Source organism: Streptomyces sp. URMC 127 (genome assembly GCF_051386535.1).
Lineage (GTDB): Bacteria > Actinomycetota > Actinomycetes > Streptomycetales > Streptomycetaceae > Streptomyces.
The window spans coordinates 40,487-58,272 of sequence record NZ_JBPQTW010000024.1 but is presented as its reverse complement, the minus strand read 5'-3'; the positions used below and the strand labels follow the sequence as shown (position 1 = coordinate 58,272).

At 74.1% G+C, this 17,786-nt stretch carries 16 protein-coding genes; 8 read left to right on the top strand and 8 right to left on the bottom strand.

Annotation, left to right across the window (positions count from 1 at the left end):
- The first annotated feature begins 109 nt into the window (after positions 1-109).
- Positions 110-877 carry a thioesterase II family protein gene (locus tag ACSNOH_RS08765; RefSeq protein ID WP_436720658.1) on the top strand — a complete coding sequence of 256 codons (768 nt, stop codon included), beginning with the start codon at positions 110-112 and terminating at the stop codon, positions 875-877.
- Positions 878-1,070: 193 nt separating this feature from the next.
- On the top strand, positions 1,071-2,135 hold the full coding sequence (locus ACSNOH_RS08760; protein ID WP_436720654.1) for a magnesium and cobalt transport protein CorA: 1,065 nt from the start codon (positions 1,071-1,073) through the stop codon (positions 2,133-2,135).
- A 13-nt stretch (positions 2,136-2,148) separates the two neighbouring features.
- On the opposite strand, the gene ACSNOH_RS08755 is transcribed toward ACSNOH_RS08760, so the two are convergent.
- Entirely contained in the window at positions 2,149-3,957 is a 1,809-nt protein-coding gene (locus tag ACSNOH_RS08755) for a hypothetical protein (protein ID WP_436720653.1), read from the bottom strand.
- Positions 3,958-4,193: 236 nt separating this feature from the next.
- Between ACSNOH_RS08755 and ACSNOH_RS08750 the strand changes: the two genes are divergently transcribed.
- Complete coding sequence (locus tag ACSNOH_RS08750; protein ID WP_436720652.1) at positions 4,194-4,640, top strand: nitroreductase family deazaflavin-dependent oxidoreductase; 447 nt, start codon at positions 4,194-4,196, stop codon at positions 4,638-4,640.
- 37 nt (positions 4,641-4,677) lie between these two features.
- A complete protein-coding gene (locus ACSNOH_RS08745) occupies positions 4,678-5,946 on the top strand; it encodes a hypothetical protein (protein WP_436720651.1) in 1,269 nt (422 codons plus the stop codon).
- Here ACSNOH_RS08745 and ACSNOH_RS08740 read toward each other — a convergent pair.
- A complete protein-coding gene (locus tag ACSNOH_RS08740; RefSeq protein ID WP_436720650.1) occupies positions 5,927-6,562 on the bottom strand; it encodes a hypothetical protein in 636 nt (211 codons plus the stop codon). The genes ACSNOH_RS08745 and ACSNOH_RS08740 overlap by 20 nt on opposite strands.
- Before the next feature lie 188 nt (positions 6,563-6,750).
- Between ACSNOH_RS08740 and ACSNOH_RS08735 the strand changes: the two genes are divergently transcribed.
- Positions 6,751-8,268 (top strand): FAD-dependent monooxygenase, encoded by a 1,518-nt coding sequence (locus tag ACSNOH_RS08735; protein WP_436720657.1) that lies wholly within the window; start codon positions 6,751-6,753, stop codon positions 8,266-8,268.
- Positions 8,269-8,276: 8 nt separating this feature from the next.
- Here ACSNOH_RS08735 and ACSNOH_RS08730 read toward each other — a convergent pair whose 3' ends face one another.
- The 3 genes from ACSNOH_RS08730 to ACSNOH_RS08720 form a co-directional block, all read right to left on the bottom strand.
- Positions 8,277-9,056 carry an isocitrate lyase/PEP mutase family protein gene (locus ACSNOH_RS08730; protein WP_436720649.1) on the bottom strand — a complete coding sequence of 260 codons (780 nt, stop codon included), beginning with the start codon at positions 9,054-9,056 and terminating at the stop codon, positions 8,277-8,279.
- A gap of 275 nt (positions 9,057-9,331) precedes the next feature.
- Positions 9,332-9,670 carry a nuclear transport factor 2 family protein gene (locus ACSNOH_RS08725; protein WP_436720648.1) on the bottom strand — a complete coding sequence of 113 codons (339 nt, stop codon included), beginning with the start codon at positions 9,668-9,670 and terminating at the stop codon, positions 9,332-9,334.
- Between the two features lie 122 nt (positions 9,671-9,792).
- Positions 9,793-12,579 (bottom strand): ATP-binding protein, encoded by a 2,787-nt coding sequence (locus tag ACSNOH_RS08720; protein ID WP_436720647.1) that lies wholly within the window; start codon positions 12,577-12,579, stop codon positions 9,793-9,795.
- 433 nt (positions 12,580-13,012) lie between these two features.
- On the opposite strand from ACSNOH_RS08720, the gene ACSNOH_RS08715 reads away from it, so the two are divergent.
- A complete protein-coding gene (locus tag ACSNOH_RS08715) occupies positions 13,013-13,567 on the top strand; it encodes an RDD family protein (protein WP_436720646.1) in 555 nt (184 codons plus the stop codon).
- A gap of 119 nt (positions 13,568-13,686) precedes the next feature.
- Here the strand turns inward: ACSNOH_RS08715 and ACSNOH_RS08710 are convergent, their stop codons facing one another.
- Positions 13,687-14,046: an SH3 domain-containing protein gene (locus ACSNOH_RS08710; RefSeq protein WP_436720645.1), complete on the bottom strand. Its 360-nt coding sequence runs from the start codon at positions 14,044-14,046 to the stop codon at positions 13,687-13,689.
- Between the two features lie 338 nt (positions 14,047-14,384).
- Between ACSNOH_RS08710 and ACSNOH_RS08705 the strand changes: the two genes are divergently transcribed.
- A complete protein-coding gene (locus ACSNOH_RS08705; protein WP_436720656.1) occupies positions 14,385-15,404 on the top strand; it encodes an alpha/beta hydrolase in 1,020 nt (339 codons plus the stop codon).
- A 28-nt stretch (positions 15,405-15,432) separates the two neighbouring features.
- Here the strand turns inward: ACSNOH_RS08705 and ACSNOH_RS08700 are convergent, their stop codons facing one another.
- Complete coding sequence (locus ACSNOH_RS08700; protein WP_436720644.1) at positions 15,433-16,281, bottom strand: alpha/beta fold hydrolase; 849 nt, start codon at positions 16,279-16,281, stop codon at positions 15,433-15,435.
- A gap of 416 nt (positions 16,282-16,697) precedes the next feature.
- Entirely contained in the window at positions 16,698-17,249 is a 552-nt protein-coding gene (locus ACSNOH_RS08695; RefSeq protein ID WP_436720643.1) for a hypothetical protein, read from the bottom strand.
- Positions 17,250-17,367: 118 nt separating this feature from the next.
- On the opposite strand from ACSNOH_RS08695, the gene gvpO reads away from it, so the two are divergent.
- Positions 17,368-17,754 carry a gas vesicle protein GvpO gene (gvpO, locus tag ACSNOH_RS08690; RefSeq protein ID WP_436720642.1) on the top strand — a complete coding sequence of 129 codons (387 nt, stop codon included), beginning with the start codon at positions 17,368-17,370 and terminating at the stop codon, positions 17,752-17,754.
- Positions 17,755-17,786 lie beyond the last annotated feature (32 nt).

Here is a 17,786-nt window from a genome sequence, read left to right as displayed (position 1 = left end):
GGGCCCCCCCCCCCGCACCCGTCCCCGCCCCTTCCCCGGGGCGCCGCCCGGCGAGCGAGCCCGCACGCGACCGCACGAGAACGCACGAGACCGCAAAGGCAACGATTCCGTGAACTCCCCGCTCCCCGAGGACAACGGCCTGTGGATCCGCAGGTTCCACCCGCGCCCCGACAGCCGCGTCCGCCTCGTCTGCCTGCCCCACGCGGGCGGCTCCGCCAGCTTCTACTTCCCCGTCTCCCGGGCCGTGCCCGAGTCCGTCGAGGTCCTGTGCGTGCAGTACCCCGGCCGCCAGGACCGCCGCACCGAGCCGCTCCTGGACTCCGTGCCGGCGCTCGCCGACAAGGTCTACGAGGCGCTCCTGCCCTGGACCGACCGGCCGATCGCCCTGTTCGGCCACAGCATGGGCGCCTCCCTCGGCTACGAGGTCGCCCGCCGCCTGGAGCAGGAGCGGGGCATCGTGCCCGCCGCCCTCTTCGCCTCCGGCCGCCGCGCGCCCTCCACGCACCGCAACGAGACCGTCCACCTGCGCGACGACGACGGCCTCGTCGCCGAGATGCGCGGCCTCAGCGGCACCAACCCGCAGCTCTTGGGCGACGAGGAGGTCCTGCGCATGTTCCTCCCCGCCATCCGGGCCGACTACCGCGCCGCCGAAACCTACACCTGGAACCCCGGCCCGCCCCTGCGCTGCCCCGTCACGTGCCTGGTCGGCGACGACGACCCGAAGGTCACCCTGGACGAGGCCGCCGCCTGGTCGGAACACACCGAGGGCCCCTTCACCCTGAAGGTCTTCCCCGGCGGCCACTTCTTCCTGGCCCAGCACCAGCCGGAAATCGTCCGCCTGATGGCCGACCAACTGGAAACACCGGCGAAGGCGTGAACAACCCCCGTGACGTACCCCGGGGTGTCCGTGGCCGCGGAGCGGGGACGGGCGCGGCGCGGTGAGCCGTATGAGCCCGTCGGTCGTCAGCCCGGCCGCATGATCGGCGCGGCTGCGGGACCGTTGCGGGGGCCTTCCGGTACGAACAGGGGAGGATCGCTGGTGCAGGGCCGGTGCGGCGGACGCGAGGAGGATGGCTGTGATCGTCGACTGCGCGCACTACCGCGACGGGCGGCGGCAGCATGAGGGGGCGATGCCGCTGGAGCAGGCGGCCGAGCGCTGCAGGGAGGGCGGGTTCGTCTGGCTCGGCATGTTCGAACCGGCACCCGAGGAGCTGGCGCGGGTGCGCGAGTGCTTCGGGCTCCACGAACTCGCCGTCGAGGACGCCCGCGCCTTCCACCTGCGGCCGAAGGCCGAGCAGTACGAGGACGGCACCGAGCTGATCATCCTGCGGACCGCGCGCTACGACGACGAGCGCGAGGAGGTCGACACCGGCGAGATCAGCGTCTTCCTCGCCGAACACTTCGTGATCACGGTCCGTCAGGGCATCGCCAGCGAACTGCACGGTGCCCGCAGCCGCCTGGAACGCCGCCCCGAGCTCCTGCGCGCCGGGAGCTCCGCGACCCTGTGGGCCATCCTGGACCAGGTCGTCGACAGCTACGCCCCGGTCGTCGCCGAACTCGAACACGACATCGAGCAGATCGAGGCCACGGTCTTCTCCGGGGCGGTCGCCCCGACCGAGCGGATCTACTCCCTGCGCCGCGAGGCCACCGACTTCTACCGCGCCGTCCACCCGCTGCTGGCCGTGCTCACCCGGCGGCTGCAGCCCGGCAAGTCACCGACGGAGCTCCGGCCGTACTTCCGGGACGTGCACGACCACCTGCTGCTGGTCAACGAGGAGGTCGCCGCCCAGCGCGACCTGCTGGCCACCGTCCTCGAAGCGAACATCGCGGTGATCTCCGTCGAGCAGAACAAGATCAACCTGCGGCAGAGCGCCACGATGGAGCGGCTCACGATCCTCGCGTCGGTGTTCCTGCCGATGTCCTTCGTGGTCGGGTTCTTCGGGCAGAATTTCGACTGGCTGGTCCGGCACATCAGCAGCTTCAAGGCGTTCCTCGTCATCAGCCTCTGCGGGCTGCTGCTGCCCTGCCTGCTGCTCTACGCATGGCTGCGGAGGCGGCGCCGCCACCTCGCGCCGCCTCCGCCGGAAGTGAGCAACGCCGCGCCGCACACGGCCAGGAGCCCCCGGCCCGGGTGACCCGGACCCCCCATCAGACGGCCGGCCTGTCGCCGCCGCGGACCCGCCCCCAGGCCGCGGCGAACAGCTCCGGCAGCGTGCCCGGCAGCGGCGGGAGCGCCGTCACCTGCGCCCGGGCGCTGCCGCCCCCACCGGAGATCACCGCTCCCAGCAGCGGCGCCTTCCAGCACTCCATGGGCGGCAGCGGCTTCGCCGCGTGCGCCCACGGGCCGGGAAGGAAGACGCTCCGCCCGGCGCGCGCCCGCTTGTCCTCCACCACCAGGCCGCGCCCGGCCAGTTCGGCGACGACCGCCCGGTGCCGGGCGGGGGCCCAGCCGTTCCACCGGCGCACGTTCCGGTCGGACGGCACGGCGAGCGCCAGGAGCTGGAGGTAGAGCGCCGCGGCGTCCCCGGACAGCCCCAGCCCGTCCGCCACCTCGGCCACCAGGCCGGGCGCGCAGGCCCGCGGGTCCGACTCGTACCGCCCCGGAGGCAGGTCACCGGCGGTGATCCGGCCCATCAGCCGGTCGCACGCGCCGCCGGTCAGCCAGTCCCAGCGCGCGGAGCCGCCCCTTCCGTGGACGATGCCCGAGCGCAGCACCCCGGCCGGGGAGTCCTTGCGCGCCAGCACCTTGCGCAGGACCCGGACGACCTCCGGCGCGCCGTCGCGGACCGGGTCCCCGGCGGGCAGGTCGGCGTACGCCCAGGGCAGGCCCGTGAACAAGGCGTCGACAAGGCTGTCGGCGTCCGCAAAGCCCATGACGTCCCACACCGTCCGCAGGTCCCGGTGCTCCGGCGGGCAGGGCCACAGGCGCAGGTAGAAGCGGGGCGGCAGCGGCGCCTGCGCCGGGTCGAGGAAGAGGTGGCACAGGTCGGTCGCCGGTATCCGGGTCTCCAGGGCCAGCGCGGCCCGCCAGGTCTCCTCCGGCGGGAGGGGCCGCGCGCCCTGCTGCTCGCGCCAGGCCTCGGCCGTGCGGGCCGCGACGCGGCGTATCCCGCCCGGCTCCCACAGGTCGGCCGGGTCCTCGGGCAGGACATCGGCGAGCAGGGCGATGCGCTCCGGGTCCTGGAGCCGGCCCAGCTCGGCACGCGCGCTCTCCGCCTCCGCGGCCTTGAGGCCGAGGACGGCCCGCTCGTCCTTGTCCAGGAAGGGATGGTGGTAGCCGTGCGCCCCGGGGTTGCCCGCCAGGGTGAGCGCGGCCGCGGGCCGGCTGATGCCGCAGGCGTCGCTCAACCCGGCGACCGCGGCCGGATCCCAGGGCACGGGCCCGCGCTCACGCACCAGCGCCACCAGCCGGCGCAGCTGCCCGGGGGTGCCCCAGCCGCGGTGGGCGTCCTCGGCGTACAGCAGCTCGCCGGGAAGGCCCGGAGCGGTGCCGCCCGTACGCGCCTCCAGCAGCCTCCGCTCTCCCTTGACCGGCCAGTACGCGGCAACAGCCGCGCCGTGCGGGCCGCGGACGCCGAAGGGGCCCTTCTCGGTGAGCCGGCCGGTCCGGAAGCGGTAGGAGGGGTCCGCGAACGGGCTCTCCGCCCACGACTCCAGCAGGTTCAGCAGCACTTCGCGGCGGGCCGGGCGGGTCGACGGGGCGGCCGCGCGCAGGGCCACCGCACCGATACGGCCCACGAACCGCGTCCACGTGCCGTCCCCGGCCGGCTTGGGACCGCTCTCGCCGGGTCCCGGCGTCCACGTCCCCGCGATGAACCGGCCGGTGCGCTCGATGGAGACGAGCGCGTCGTCGTCCCAGACGCCCCAGCCGCCGATGAAGCCCTGCAGGGCGGAGGTGATGGCGTCGCGCTCCCACTTCCGGGCGGTCCAGGCGCCGTTCCCGTCGTACTCGTTCATGCCCCTGATGATGGCCGACGCCACTGACAACCAGCCTCGGCGCGGGCGCGGTCGTGCGCAGTGCGGTCGACAGACCCTCGCAATGGCACCGTCATGGTCCGGAGGGACACTGTGTACAGCCGAGTGACTGCACGGGCTGCTGGTGATAGGCCATGGTCGTGACGGCGCGCGGCGACGGGCTTGCAGCCGCCTGCCGCTATGGACCTGACACGGTTTCTGATGACGGGAGAGACGACATGCCTCTTGACGGCGAGTACGAGCCGAGCCCCACGGCGTGGGTGCGCGAGCAGGTCGAGAAGTACGAGGGCTCCGGGGGCACGGAGGGGACGACGATGCGCGGCCTGCCCGTCGTCATCCTCACCAGCCGGGGTGTCAAGAGCGGGAAGCTCAGGAAGTCCCCGCTCATGCGGGTGGAGCACGAGGGCGTCTACGCCGCGGTCGCCTCGCTGGGCGGCGCTCCCGAGAACCCGGCCTGGTACGGCAACCTCCTCGCCGACCCGCGCGTGGAGCTCCGGGACGGCACGGAGGTACGGGACATGAGGGCCCGGGAGGTCACGGGGGAGGAGAAGGAGATCTGGTGGGAGCGCGCGGTCAAGGCGTTCCCCGACTACGCCGAATACCAGAAGAAGACGGACCGCGTGATCCCGGTCTTCGTCCTGGAACCGGTCCCCGGCGGGCACTGACGGGCACTCACCTGACTCCCGGCAAGGGGCGGTGCGGATGATGCGTGTGGTCCTCCTGGGCGAGTTCCGCGCGGACCGGCTGCTGCCGCCCCTCCTCCGCGGGGGCGCCGAGGCGGTGGTGCTGGGCTTCGCGCCGCGCCTCGCCCCGTTCCTGGCGTCCTCGCTCGGGCGGGACGTGGTCTGCGGAGCGCTGCCCGCCGCCCTGCGCGAGCAGGACGTGCCTCGCCTGCTCGCGCACTGGCGAGCGGACGTCGCCGTTCCCAACGCGGGCTGCCCCGGGCAGGAGCAGTTCCTGCCGCTCTACGCCCGCACCGCGCCCCGGTGGCGGACGGCAGGCCGGCACATGCCCGTCCATGCGGAGGCGTTCGCGGAGCTGGCCTGCGACAAGGTGGCATTCCACCGGACGGCGCAGGAGCGCGGCTGGCCGGTCCCCGGGGGCGTGGTCTGCGGCGCGGCACCGGCCGTCCGGGCGGCCGCGCGGGAGCTCGGGCTGCCCGTGATGGTCAAGGAAGCCCGCAGCGAGTTCCACGCCGGGCGCCACTACGTACGCGATCACGGCCGGCTCGACGCCGTCTGTGCCGAGGTCTCCTACCCGGTGCTCGTCCAGGAGGCGCTGACGGGCGAGGAGTACGGGGCCGAGTTCCTCTCCGACGGCCGGTCGACGGTGGCGTGGCCGGTGGCGTCCCTGGGCCGGCTCGACGGGGAGTGCGCCCCGGGCCGCAGGGTGAGGGTCGCCCCTGCGCCGCTGCCCGCGCCCGTGAACGCCGGACTGGCCGCCGTCGTGCGGGACATCACGGAGACGTTCCGGCCGTACGGCCCGTGGCAGATGGACTTCGCGGTCACCGACGAGGGCCGGCCGGCGGTGATCGAGCTGAACGGGCGGCTCGGCGGGGTCTCCAACATGAGCTGGGCCGCCACCGGGGCCGACCCGCACGTGGCCTACGCCCGCTCCGTGCTCGCCGCAGCGGGCGGCAGCCCTCCGGAAGGCCCGTCCGCCGGCCCCCTCCCGCCCGTCCGGATCGCTCTCGAACTGCCGGTGCCCTCCGGCGCGCCGCTGCCGGCCGCGCCGGAGGGCACGCGCCTCATGCTCTTCCCGGGCTCCCCGGTCAACCCGGGTCCGCTCGCCGGCGGCTTCTGCCGGCAGGTGCTCGCCGTCCCCGGTGACCGTGTTCCCGCGGCCCTCGCCTGGCTGGACGAACTGCCGCCGGGGACGCTGCTGAACAGCCCTCAGGAGGCGGCGGGCCAGCTTGTACGCGGCGTGCGGGGCCTTCGCGGTGCCGGTGCGCTCAGGCGAGGAGGTTCGTGATGAGCTTGCGCACCCTGCCCCTGACCACGGGCAGCACGCCGTGGACGAGCTGGGTGCCGTAGACGACGGTGGTGCCCGGCGGCGGAGTGCACGTCCAGCGCGTGTGCGGCACCTCGGAGAGGCGCACGGGGCCGCGGCGGGCGGTGATCTCGTGGACGAACCGCGTGCCCGGCGCGTAGGCGCTCCCCGCGGGCACGGCGGTGTCGCTCCACAGGGCGTCCGCCGAACACGTGTCGAGGTAGAACTCCCCGCCCTCTTCGGCGTCCTGCAGGTTGAACGCGATCCGGGCGATCCGCTGCGGCCGGGCTCCCGGGTCGCCCACGCCGTGGACGTGCGGACGGATGGTGTCACCGGGCCCGAGGTCGTGGTAGAGCCACGGGTCGGCGGCCGTGGCGGAGGGGAAGGCCCGGCGGAGGGCGGGCAGGGCCCGCTGCAGGGCGCCGTCCAGGATCGCCTGCGCCTCCCCTGGCGGGGTCGTGCCCTCGCTGGGCCGCGCGGGGACCCAGCCGCTGGTGGCGAGGTAGGCGTCCAGGACCTCGGTGAGGCCGTCCGTCTCCTCGGCGGTCAGGAAGCCTTCCACGGTCTGGACGGCCAGGGTCTCGGTCATGTGGATCACGGGTGCGGACTCCCTTCACGGCGCCCGGCAGGACCCGGGGCGCGATTCCCGTACGAGTGCAGTACGGGAGCGCGCCGTTGCCAAGCGCGCCCCCGGCCAAGGGCGGCGGCCCCGTGCACCGCGCAGCGGGGTTGACGGAGCGCACCGCCTGAGCCAAAGGTGGGCGCGTGACGTCCCTGAGCGCGGATGTGACCACCGAGGTGCTCGTCGTGGGCGCCGGGCCGGCCGGGCTGCTGCTGGCCTGCGAGCTGGCGCTGGCGGGGATCCGGACACGGGTGGTGGACAAGCGCGTGCACGCGCACCGGGAGTCGCGCGCCCTGAATCTCCACCCGCGCAGCATCGAGCTGATGGACATGCGCGGCCTGGCCGGCCGGTTCCTCGCCGCTGGCCGGACGGTGCCCGGCTGGCAGTTCACCGCGAGCCTCAAGCAGCCGCTCGACTTCACAGCCCTCGACACCCGCCATCCGTACGCCCTGCTGCTGGCCCAGTCCCGGACCGAAGACCTGCTCGCCGGGCGGGCACGGGAACTGGGCGTGCCCGTCCACCGCGGATGCGAGGCCGTCGCCCTGCGCGAGGAGCCCGGGGGAGTGGAGGCCGACGTCGACGGACCCGGCGGGAGGGTCACGGTGCGGGCCGCGTACGTGGCCGGGTGCGACGGAGGGCGCAGCTTCGTGCGGCAGGCGTCCCGCATCGGCTTCCCCGGCACCCCCGAGACGATGACCGCGGTCGTCGGGGACTTCGCGCTCGCCGATCACGCTGATATCGAGCGGGCCCGGCGGCACGGCGTGCTCGTCGCCCGGCTGGAGGCCGGGCTGACCCGGTTCGTGGTCATGGACCCGGCCCGCATCCGGGTTCCCTCCACCGAACCGGTGACCCTGGAGGAGTTCCGCACCTCCCTGCGGCAGGTGTGCGGCACGGACTGCGGGATCGGCCGGCCGCGGTGGCTGTCGTGCTTCGGCAACACCACCCGCCTCGCCGAGACCTACCGGCGGGGCCGTATCCTCCTGGCCGGCGACGCCGCGCACGTCCACTTCCCCGTCGGCGCCCAGGGCCTCAACACCGGCCTGCAGGACGCCATGAACCTCGGCTGGAAGCTCGCCGCCACCCTCCGCGGCCGGGCGCCCGCCGGGCTGCTCGACACGTACCACCACGAACGCCACCGCACCGGCAGGGAACTGACCACCCTGACCCGGGCCCAGACCCTCCTCGTGGAACTGCCCCTCACCGCCGCCTACGCCGGCCCCGCGGGCCTGCTGTGCGAGCTCCTCGACACCCTCATCGGCTTCCCCGACGTCAACCGCCACCTGGCGGGGCGTCTGTCGGCCCTCGACACCGCCTATCCGCCCGCGGACCCCGGCGCCCACCCGCTGACCGGGCGGCGCATGCCCGACATCCCGCTGACCGCGGCCGCAGGTGCCGCCGGCCGGCTCTACGAGCACCTGCACGACGGCCGTTTCGTCCTGCTGCACCTGGGCGGCGACGCACCACCGGCCGGCGACGGGCCGGATCCCGCACACGTCCGCGCCGTGCACGCCCTGCCGCCCGAGCCGGGCGGGGGGCACCCGGCCCTGGCCGGCGTGACCGAAGTGCTCGTACGCCCCGACGGCCACGTCGCCTGGGCCACCGCCGCCACCAGCCCCGGGGTCCTGCGCACCGAGCGTGCCGGCGCCCTGGCCCGGTGGACCTCGGCGCGCGGGTCCGTGTGACCGGGGGATCACGCAGTGCCGACCGTCCCGCGGGCCCACAGCTCCGCCGCCATGTCCGCCACCGCGGTCATCGTGCGCCGGTGGAGGCCGCCGCCGAACGTGACCCGGGCGGCGCCCAGTTCGCCCAGCTCGCGGGGCGAGGGGCCGTTCGGCAGGGCGATGGCGTTGAGGGGGACGGGGACGGCCCCGGCGATCTCGGGGAGGAGTGCGGCCGGGGCGAGGATGGGGTACACGCAGTCGGCGCCCGCCCGGGCGTAGAGGCGGCAGCGGTCGATGGCGGCCGCGGCGTCGGGGGCCGCCGGGGCGCCCTTGAGGAAGGTGAGGAAGGTGTCGGTCCGCGCGTTGATCACGAGCCGGTCACCGGCCGCGGCTCGCAGCCGGGACAGCCGGTCGGCCTGCTCGGCGGGGTCCTTGAGCCGCCCCGTGACGCGATCGCTGTCCTCCAGGTTGCAGCCGACGGCGCCCGTCTCCAGCAGCCGGTCGGCGAGTTCGGCGGGCGGCAGCCCGTAGCCGTCCTCAAGGTCGGCGGTGACCATGACGCCGCTCCCGGCGACGGCCCGCACGATCCGGGCCACCGCGGCGAACATCTCGTCCGCGGGCGCGCTGCCGTCGGCGTACCCGAGGACGGCCGAGATGCCGGCGCTCGGCGTGGCCAGGGCCCGGAACCCGGCATCGGCGAACGCACGGGCACTGGCGGCGTCCCAGGGGCCGGGCAGGACGAGGGGACCGGCCCCGGCCCGCCGGCGGTGCAGGGAGCGGAAGACGGCGGCATCGGAGATGGTTGTCATACGCCCGACCGTAACGGCGCCGCAGGCCGGGAAACTGGTCCACTCGGAGCGCCGTTTCCTGGGCCACTGCGGGGACGGCCGACCGCCGGTGGCAGGAGCCGGGAGGAGTTCGCCCGGGGGGCCGCCCGGCCCGCTGCGCCCACGTCGCCGGCGTCACGCGCGACGAGCTCGCAGAGATCGTCCGCCGGATCGTGGCGGCCGCGCTGCACGCACAGGGCGCCCCGGTCACAGAGAACCGGTGACGGAGCCCGGCAGGCGGGGTCGGGCAGGCGGGGTCAGGACGCGAACCAGACCCGTTCGATGCGGTTCTGCCCCACCTCGTACATGGCCACCGCCGTACGAGTTTCCCCGCCCATGAAGCCGGTCACGCGCTCCTGGTCGATGACGATGCGGCCGTGCGTCACCCGCGAGACCAGTTCGGCGTGCAGGCCGGGGCTGGCGGCGAAGAGGGTGGCGTAGCGCTCGCGGAAGGCGGGACCCGACACGTCGGCGAGGACCTCGCCGGACGGGAAGGCGCGCACGGGCACGTCCTCGGCGTAGTACCCCAGGAACGCTTCCAGGTCGCGTGCGTTGTACGCCGCGAGCTGGCCGTCGACGATCTCCTCCGGAGACATGGGCATCCCCCTTTCCGGCCCGGCCGGCCTGCGGCGTCGGCGGGCGCACGTACGGCGGTGTCACCACCGGCGGCCGCATCCCGCCCCTGGGCTCGAACGCATGACCGCCGGAAGGGAAATGATCATACCGGTGAGGACGGGGAGCGCTCCGAGTGCGCGGCCCGGCGGGCGAGTTCGCCGAGCCGGCGGCGGAGAACGATGCCGGCCAGGCGGTGCAGGGCCGCGGCCTCGCCCGCCCGGTGCCCGATCCGCCGCCACATGCCGAGCGCGCGCCGGTAGCAGTCCCCGGCATCGTCCCGGCGCCCCGTGCACGCGTACACGTCACCGAGGCCCTGCACGGCCACGGCCTGGTGGTAGAGGTCGCCGCTGCGCCGGGAGGCGGCGAAGACCTCCAGGTAGTAATCCCGGCTCCGGGCGTACTGACCGCGCGCACGGCAGCCGGCCGCCAGGCCCACCAGGGCCCACGTCCGGCTGAGGTAATGGCCGGACGCCTCGGTGAGCGCCAGCGCCCCGCGGAAAAAGGACTCCGCCTCCTCGGGCCGTCCCCGCCGCAGGGCCAGGCGCCCCAGGCCGATCCGCCCCCAGCTCTCGCTGTGGCGGTTCGAGAGGCTCAGAGCCAGAGCGATGACCTGCCGGTGCTCCTCCTCGGCCTCCTCGTACCTGCCGAGCCCCTCCAGGGCCCAGCCGAGACCGATGCCGGCCCAGGCCCGGCTGTGCCGGTCGCCGATCCGCCGGGCGAGCGCGGACGCCCGGCGCAGATCCTCCTCCGCGGCGGCGTGATCGCCCAGTTGCGTGCGCAGGTAGCCCAGGCCGATCAGGCCCCAGCCCTGGCTGTGGAGGTTACCGAGCCGCTCGCCGAGCGCGATCGCCCGCCGGTAGTGCTCCTCGGCCGCGGCGAACCGGCCCAGCTGCCAGTCCACCATCCCGAGGGCGTGCAGCACCGCCGCCTCGGCGAGCCGGGCGTCGCAGACCCGGCACAGCGCCAGGGCCCGCAGCAGGTGCTCCTCGCTGCGCCGGTAGTGGCCGAAGGCCCACTGGGTGACGCCCAGACCGTTGAGCGCGGCCGCCTCGATCCGGGGCGCGCCGGCCCCGGGGCAGACCGCGAGGGCCCGTTCGTAGCACTCCTGGGCGGTGCGGCAGTCGGAGACTCCCAGGTAGATGCTGCCCAGGTGGCACAGCGCTTCGGCCTCGCCCGCACGGCTTCCGGAACGGCGGGAGGCCGCCCTGAGCCGGTCGAGCACGCGAAAGCTGTCGGTCCGGTACTGCCGCAGCGCGAGCAGGGGCTGGAGGCCGGTGGCGAAGTGCTGCGTGAGCTCGTGCCGGCCGCGCCGGGCCGCCTCCTCGACGGCGGCCACGAGGTTGAGCCGTTCCTCCTCCATCCAGCTCAGCGCGGCCGGGCCGTCGGCGAGCCGGGGCAGCGGCGCGACGGCGGGCGCGGAGGCGGAGGCGGACGCGGAGGCCGGGGGCAGGGCGGGCACCGCGGCGGCCCGGCCGTCGCCCGGCTCCGGGGCGGCGGCGCGCCCGTCCGGCGTCCGCATGAGCTGCCAGGGCCCGACGCGGGCGCGGGCCGCCTCCACGGCGCGCCGGTACCACTCCAGGAGCCGCTGCACGGCCGCGGAGCACTGCTCCTCCCCGTCCTCGGCGCGAGCGCGCTCGCCCGCGTAGAGGCGCACCAGGTCGTGGAACCGGTAGCGGTCCGCGGTGTGCTGCTGGAGGAGGTGCTCGTCCAGCAGCGCCTCCAGCACGTCCCGGGCCAGCTCCGCGGTCGTGCCGGTCAGGGCCGCGGCGGAGTACGCGGTGACGTCCGGCCCGGGGTGGAGGGCCAGCAGGCGGAAGAACCGTTGCCGCACCGCCGGCAGGGCACGGTAGGACAGGTCGAACACCGCCTCCACGGCACTCGTCCCGGCGGCGAGCTGCGACAGCCGCCGCGGTGCGCTCTCCAGCCGCTCCGCCAGCCCGGCCACCGGCCACGCGGGCCGCGTCTGCAGGCGGCGCGCCGCGAGGGCGACCGCGATCGGCAGATGACCGCACAGCTCCGCGAGGCGTGCGGAGGCCCCGGGCTCGGCGGCCACGCGCTCCCGGCCCACGAGGCGGGTGAGCAGGCCCAGCGATTCGTACGGGGCGAACGCCGCAAGCCGCAGCGGGCGGGCGCCTTCCAGACCCGCGAGGGGACGGCGGCTGGTGACGAGCACCAGGCAGGTGGCGCTGCCGGGCAGCAGAGGGCGGACCTGCTCCTCGTGCGCGGCGTTGTCCAGCACGACCAGGGCGCGCCGGCCGGCCAGGCGGTCCCGGTACAGGGCCGCGCGGGCCTGCACGTCCTCGGGCATCCGCTCGCCGGGGACGCCCAGCAGGCGCAGGAACTCCTCCAGGACGGCGGAGGGGTCCGCCGGTTCCCCGTCGGGGGAGAAACCCCGGAGATCGGTCCACAACTGGGCGTCGGGGAAGAGGCCGCGCGCGACGAGCCGGTGAGCGGCGTGGACGGCCAGCCGGGTCTTTCCCACGCCGGCCATCCCCTCCACCACGACGACGGCCGGTGCGGTCGCCGCGGGGGCCCGGTCCGAGGGCACCTCGCAGGCCTCGGCCGTCCCGGCCGCTTCGACCAGCTCGGCGAGTTCGGCCTCACGGCCCGTGAACTCCATGATGTCCATGGGGAGCTGGTGACAGCCCCTGCCCGGATGACCGTTCTCCGCGCGAGGTGCGGAATCGGCGGGCACCAGCGCGGTGAGTGCCCCGGGCGCGGTGCCCAGCGCGGCCTCCAGGCGCCGCGCGAGGGGCAGCGTCGCGGACTGCGCTCCGTTCTCGACCTTGCTGAGATAGCCCTTGCTGTAGTGGGCCAGCCGGGCGACGTCCGCCAGCGACCTCCGCTGTTCCGCCCGTAAGCGACGCAGCGCCGTCCCGAAACGCTCCACGGCTCCTGCCTCTCCCCAGAGCTTTCCGATGGTCGCGAGCGGTTTCCCAGTTTCCTCAACCCGGGAGGAGGAGTAAACCCCTTGTCCGGGCCACCGGTCGGCGGCGAGGCTCGGGATCTGCCGAGGCAGGGATTTCGGGGGATCCCGGAACGGGGGACCGGGGTGCGGAAATCCCTGCCGGAGGCGTCTTGGACAGACTGCCGGCGGCGCCCCACCCGGCAGCGTTGCCCGAGGCGGCCCCGCAGCGGACGCGAGTCCGGGGTCGCCGATGCCGTACGGGAAGCCCGACGTGTTCCGGAGTCGCCGGGTGCCGCACGCCCTGCCGACGCCACGGGTACGTACGCCCTTTCGTCTCGATCGACGGTCCGTTCGATACGGTTCGGCGATCAATCCGGGCATCAACCGTGACAGTGGTGCGGCAGGATGAGCCCACGTGATCGACTACCAGCGGCAGCAGCCGGTGCCTCCGCCGCACGCTCCTCAGCCTTACCAGCCGTACGCTCAGCAGCTTCCGTATCCGAACCCTCAGCCGTATCAGCACCCGCACCCGCACCCGTATCCCTATCCGCAGCCGCAGCCCCCTGCCGTCCCCGAAGCGGTCGGCGACGAGCGCCGCATGCTCTTCGCCACGATCGACGGGACCATCACGGTCGTGGCCGGTTTCGCCCTGGCGCTGAGGATCGCGGAGGACAAGAGCACCGGCACGTTCTGGGCCGTCGCCGCGGCGTGCGTGTTCGGGGTGTCGTTCCTCCACCACGTCCTGGGGGCCGTGCTGTTCCGGACGACCGTGGGGAAGTTCCTGCTTCTGACGCGCGTGGTGCGGGAGGCCGACGGCGGGCGGCCGCGCTTCTGGCAGGCCGTGCGGCGCTGGCTCCTGGGCCTGACCTGGCTGCCCATGCAGCCGGTGTGGAGCCTGTTCGGCTCGGAGGGCGACCCGTACGAGGACGGCTGCGGTCTGCGCTACGTGCGCCGCAGGGATCTGCGGTAAGGCCTGATCTGCCGTAAGGCCTACCGCGACGGAGGGCCCGCAAAAAGGCGCCGGTCCCCAGGACCGGCAGAGGTCATGAGGACCGGCGCCACGCACGGGCCCGCGTCAGCCGCGGGTCATCACATGCCGCAGAACGGCGGGATGATGTTCTTGTGGGACACCCAGCCGCGGGTGCCCTTGGCCAGGCCGCCCTTGCTCTTGGCCTTCAGCTGGACGTAGTCCCAGCCGCCGGACGAGCGCAGGATGCGGATCGGGTCCTTGAAGTACAGCTGGCCCACGACCGAGCCGGACGTGCTCGCCTTGGTGCGCAGGCGGGTGCCGTCGGTGTAGATCATGGCGTTGTCCTCGTGGCACGCCTTGGCGGACACGGTGGAGACGGCGGCCGCGGGGGCGGCGGGCGCGGCCTGGGCCGGGGCGGCGAGGGCCGCGGTGGTGCCGATGAGGGCGGCGGTGGTGAGTGCGAGGGATATGCGTCGCACGGATCCTCCGGTTGTTCGTGTGATGCGGCGGGTGCCGCGCGATCACCCTAGGGGCTCCGGAGAGACCGTCCCGCAGCGATCTTGTCACGTCCCCGTCACAACCTCGCGGGCCGCGGAACGGCAGCGGTGCAGGTCGTGGCGGGGGGCGTGGGCGGGGGCCGGGAACGGAGGGAGTTCCGGCATCCGCCACAATGGCGGAAACCGACGATCATGTCCTTCGGGGCAGCAGCAGGAGTGTCCGGAGCGACCTGATGACGCAAGTGAACGGGGGGACCTATCAGTCCCAGGGGTACCATCGCGCACGCCGCGCCAAGCGGTGGACCATCGTGGTGGCGTCCTTGGCGGTGCTCGGACTGATAACCGCCGGTGTGCTCGACTACCTCAAGATAGGCCCCTTCTCCGACAAGGGGGAGCCGGTGAGCTTCGGCCAGGACCGGGCGGCCGGCAGCGGCGGCCAGGCCGGCGGCGCGAACGGCGCGCAGAAGGCGGATTCCCCGGTCCTCATGCCGACCGGCCCCGCGGCCGAGTTCAAGAACACCGAAACGCTCGGTGACGGCACGCACATCGCCGTCACCACGCTGGAGGGCAAGAAGTCCGGTTTTACCGGCAAGGTATGGGTCTGGGCGCCCAAGGAGTACAAGAACCCGAAGTTCGAGAAGCACGGCTTCCCCGTCCTCATCGCCCTGCCCGGCGGCCCCGGCTTCCCGGACAACTACTGGATGGGCACCAACCTCAAGCTCCAGTCGTCCATCACCAAGTGGTACGCCGAGGGCAAGAGCAAGCCGTTCCTCCTGGCCATGCCGGTCCTCAACCCCAAGAACAACGGTACGTACTGGGACGGAAGTGACATCCCGGACCAGCCGAAGATGGGCACCTGGCTGACCGAGGACGTCCCGGACCTGATGAAGGCCAACTTCCGCACGATCAAGTCGCGCGACGGCTGGGCCTTCATGGGCTCCTCCTCCGGCGGCTTCGCCGGCATGAAGTCCGTGCTCAAGCACCCGGACAAGTTCAAGGCCGCGATCGCCTCCGGCCCGGACTTCTACCCCGACTCCCCGCTGTGGAAGGGACACCCCAAGGAGCGGGACGAGAACGACCCCAAGCTGCTGGCCAAGGACCTGATCGCCCGCAAGGGCCCCGAGGTCTACATCGCCTTCCAGTACGGCACGAGGGAGGACCCCATCACCATCAACGGGGTCAAGAACTTCGTGAAGGAGTACGGGCACGGCCCGGTGCACACCATGGTGAAGGAGATCCCGGGCGGCAAGCACGACGCCTACACGTACGTGCCGAGCATGGGGCAGGGCCCGATCCAGTTCATCAGCGAGCAGCTGTCGGACCCGGTCCCGGCGTCCTGACGCTGCGGCGGTGCCGGCTGCGCGGGGCTCAGTCTTCGAGGCCTTCGAGGCCTTCGCGGCCTTCCAGAGTTGCGAAGAGCCCGCGCAGCGCCCCGGCGAACGGGGCCGCATGGGTGAGGAAGCCCACGTGCCCGCCGGGGAGCTCCGTGATCCCCGTGCCGGCGAGCTCCGCCACGGCCCGCGCCGTGCGGTGCAGGAGCGTCTCCGGCCCCTCGCCGCCGACCGCCACGGCGAACCGCGCCGCCCGCAGCGCACCGGCATCGGGCCGGAAGCGGACGAACGAGCGCAGCTCGTAGGACAGGCACGTCCCAAGGTTGCCGCGGATACGCGCGAGCATCTCCCGTACCGCCGCTGGAAGGTTCCCGGACGGGGCCGGGGGCGCCTCCACGCCGATCGCCGCCGTGAACGGCCGCATGGCCGCGTCGACGCCTTCGCGCTCGTGGAGCTCGCAGACCTCCTGGAACAGGGCGTGCCACTCGCCGGCGTCGGGCAGCAGCTCGATCACGAACGGCTCGTGCGCCACCAGGGCCCGTACGCGGCCGGGGTGGCGGGCCAGGAGCGCCATGCCGATCATGCCGCCGTAGCTCGTGCCGAAGACGTACGCCGGCTCGCCGGCCGCGACCGCCTCCAGCAGCAGGCGGGCGTCCTCGCCGTGCTCTTCGATCCACTGCTCCCGGGGCGGGCCGGTGAGCCGGCTGCGGGAGTTGCCGCGCAGGTCGTACGTGACGACCGTGAAGTCCTGCGCCATCAGGTCCGCGAGCGGACCGAACATCGCCGCGTCCCCGTCGCCGCCGTTCACGAGCAGCAGGGGCGGGCCCGATCCGCGCACCTCGTAGTAGAGCTCGGCTTCGGGCGTGGTGAGCGCAGCGGTCCTCATGGCAGACGAGAGTGCACCGGGAGCGGGGCTCCGGGCAATGACGCGCCGGTGGTGAGGGGGAGCGCCGGGGCCAGACGTCAGCCTCCCCGCCGGCCAGCGCGCGCAGCGCGCCCGTCAGCTGGGCGGGCGCGAGGGGCGGGGCCGGCAGGGCGCCGGCGGCCGGGGCGCGCAGGCCGTCCAGGAGGAGCCGGAGGTGGCGCCGCCAGGCCTGCGGGGCGACGGTCCGCGTGAAGCGGGCCGGGTCGTCGAGCCACGGTAGTGCGCCGGCTCCGGCGGCTCCGGCGATCCGGCCACAGACCGCTGTGACCGGCAGGCAGGTTCCGTTCCGTCGGGAGCGCTCGGTGCGGGCACGGCAGCGTCGGAACCGGCGTCGGTGGGAGCCCCGGACTGCAGGGCCTCGTACCGGTTTGCCGGCTTCAGGCTCGGGCCGCCGCCCATTCCGCCAGCACCGCGAAATCGCCGGCGCCGAGCCCGCGCCGCGGGTCGACCCGGTGCAGCAGGGCAGGGCCGTCGTGGTGCGCCGCCACCCACGCGCGGTCCGCGTCCGTGATCTCGTCGTCGACCCAGACGAACGCGCGCCCCTTTGCCCACGCGACGATCTCCGGCGTCTTCCAGAACACACCGCCCCCGGGCTCGGGCCGCGGCGAGGACCAGGCGACGTAGGGCAGGGCGGGCAGTCCCAGGACCGGCGCTATGAAGGCGTTGGCCTCTTCCTCCCAGGTCGTCGCCCAAACCAGGTCGTACGGAAGTGCGGCCAGAGCCGGCCCGTGGTCCGGGTTGAGCCACACCCGCAGCGGCTTCACCGGCTTGCCGGGCAGGCCCCACGTGGTCAGCAGGCGCCGCTCGGCCGCCTCCCAGCGCGGCGTCAGGAGCCGGTGCGTCCCGTAGCCCTCGGGCCGGCGGTGGGGCTTCGCGGCGTACGGGTTCAGCGGCCCGTCCACATCCATCAGCAACGCTGGGCGCACCACTCCGGTCCCTTCCTGTCCTCGACAAGTTGACTGTACGCACGTTTGACGGCGCGCAAGCACGGTATGCGCCGTGACAAGAGGCCCGCGACGGACACCGTACGGACACCAGAGGGGCCCGATGACTCAGCCGAAGAAGAAGACGGCCGGCAGCTCCGGCCCGTCCAAGACATCCCGCACGTCCAAGACATCCAGCACGTCCGGCACATCCGGCACGCCCGGAGAGACCCCCGGGACGGCCGTGACCGCGGCGCAGGTGCTGCGCGCGGCGCACGAGCAGTTCATCGAGCTCACCGGTCTGCGCCCCGAAGGAATCAGCCGGTTCGAGAGGGCCGAGGGCGGGGGCTGGGAGCTGGAGGCCGAGGTGGTGGAGCTCGCCCGCGTCCCCGAGACGATGAGCGTCATGGCGCTCTACGAGCTGAGCCTGGACCCCGACGGCCTGCTCACCGGCTACCGCCGCGTGCGCCGCTACGAACGGGGCCGGGCGGACCGGACGGACTCCCGCTGAGGCCCGGGAGCCGGCAGCGACGAGAGGAAGTT

What these genes read in the sequence shown, in the direction of transcription:
- ACSNOH_RS08760 (WP_436720654.1), top strand. Translation starts at nt 1,071, where the DNA reads ATGGCTGTGATCGTCGACTGCGCGCACTACCGCGACGGGCGGCGGCAG.
- ACSNOH_RS08745 (WP_436720651.1), top strand. Translation starts at nt 4,678, where the DNA reads ATGATGCGTGTGGTCCTCCTGGGCGAGTTCCGCGCGGACCGGCTGCTG.
- ACSNOH_RS08755 (WP_436720653.1), bottom strand. Translation starts at nt 3,957, where the DNA reads ATGAACGAGTACGACGGGAACGGCGCCTGGACCGCCCGGAAGTGGGAG.
- ACSNOH_RS08725 (WP_436720648.1), bottom strand. Translation starts at nt 9,670, where the DNA reads ATGTCTCCGGAGGAGATCGTCGACGGCCAGCTCGCGGCGTACAACGCA.
- ACSNOH_RS08700 (WP_436720644.1), bottom strand. Translation starts at nt 16,281, where the DNA reads ATGAGGACCGCTGCGCTCACCACGCCCGAAGCCGAGCTCTACTACGAG.
- ACSNOH_RS08730 (WP_436720649.1), bottom strand. Translation starts at nt 9,056, where the DNA reads ATGACAACCATCTCCGATGCCGCCGTCTTCCGCTCCCTGCACCGCCGG.
- gvpO (WP_436720642.1), top strand. Translation starts at nt 17,368, where the DNA reads ATGACTCAGCCGAAGAAGAAGACGGCCGGCAGCTCCGGCCCGTCCAAG.
- ACSNOH_RS08750 (WP_436720652.1), top strand. Translation starts at nt 4,194, where the DNA reads ATGCCTCTTGACGGCGAGTACGAGCCGAGCCCCACGGCGTGGGTGCGC.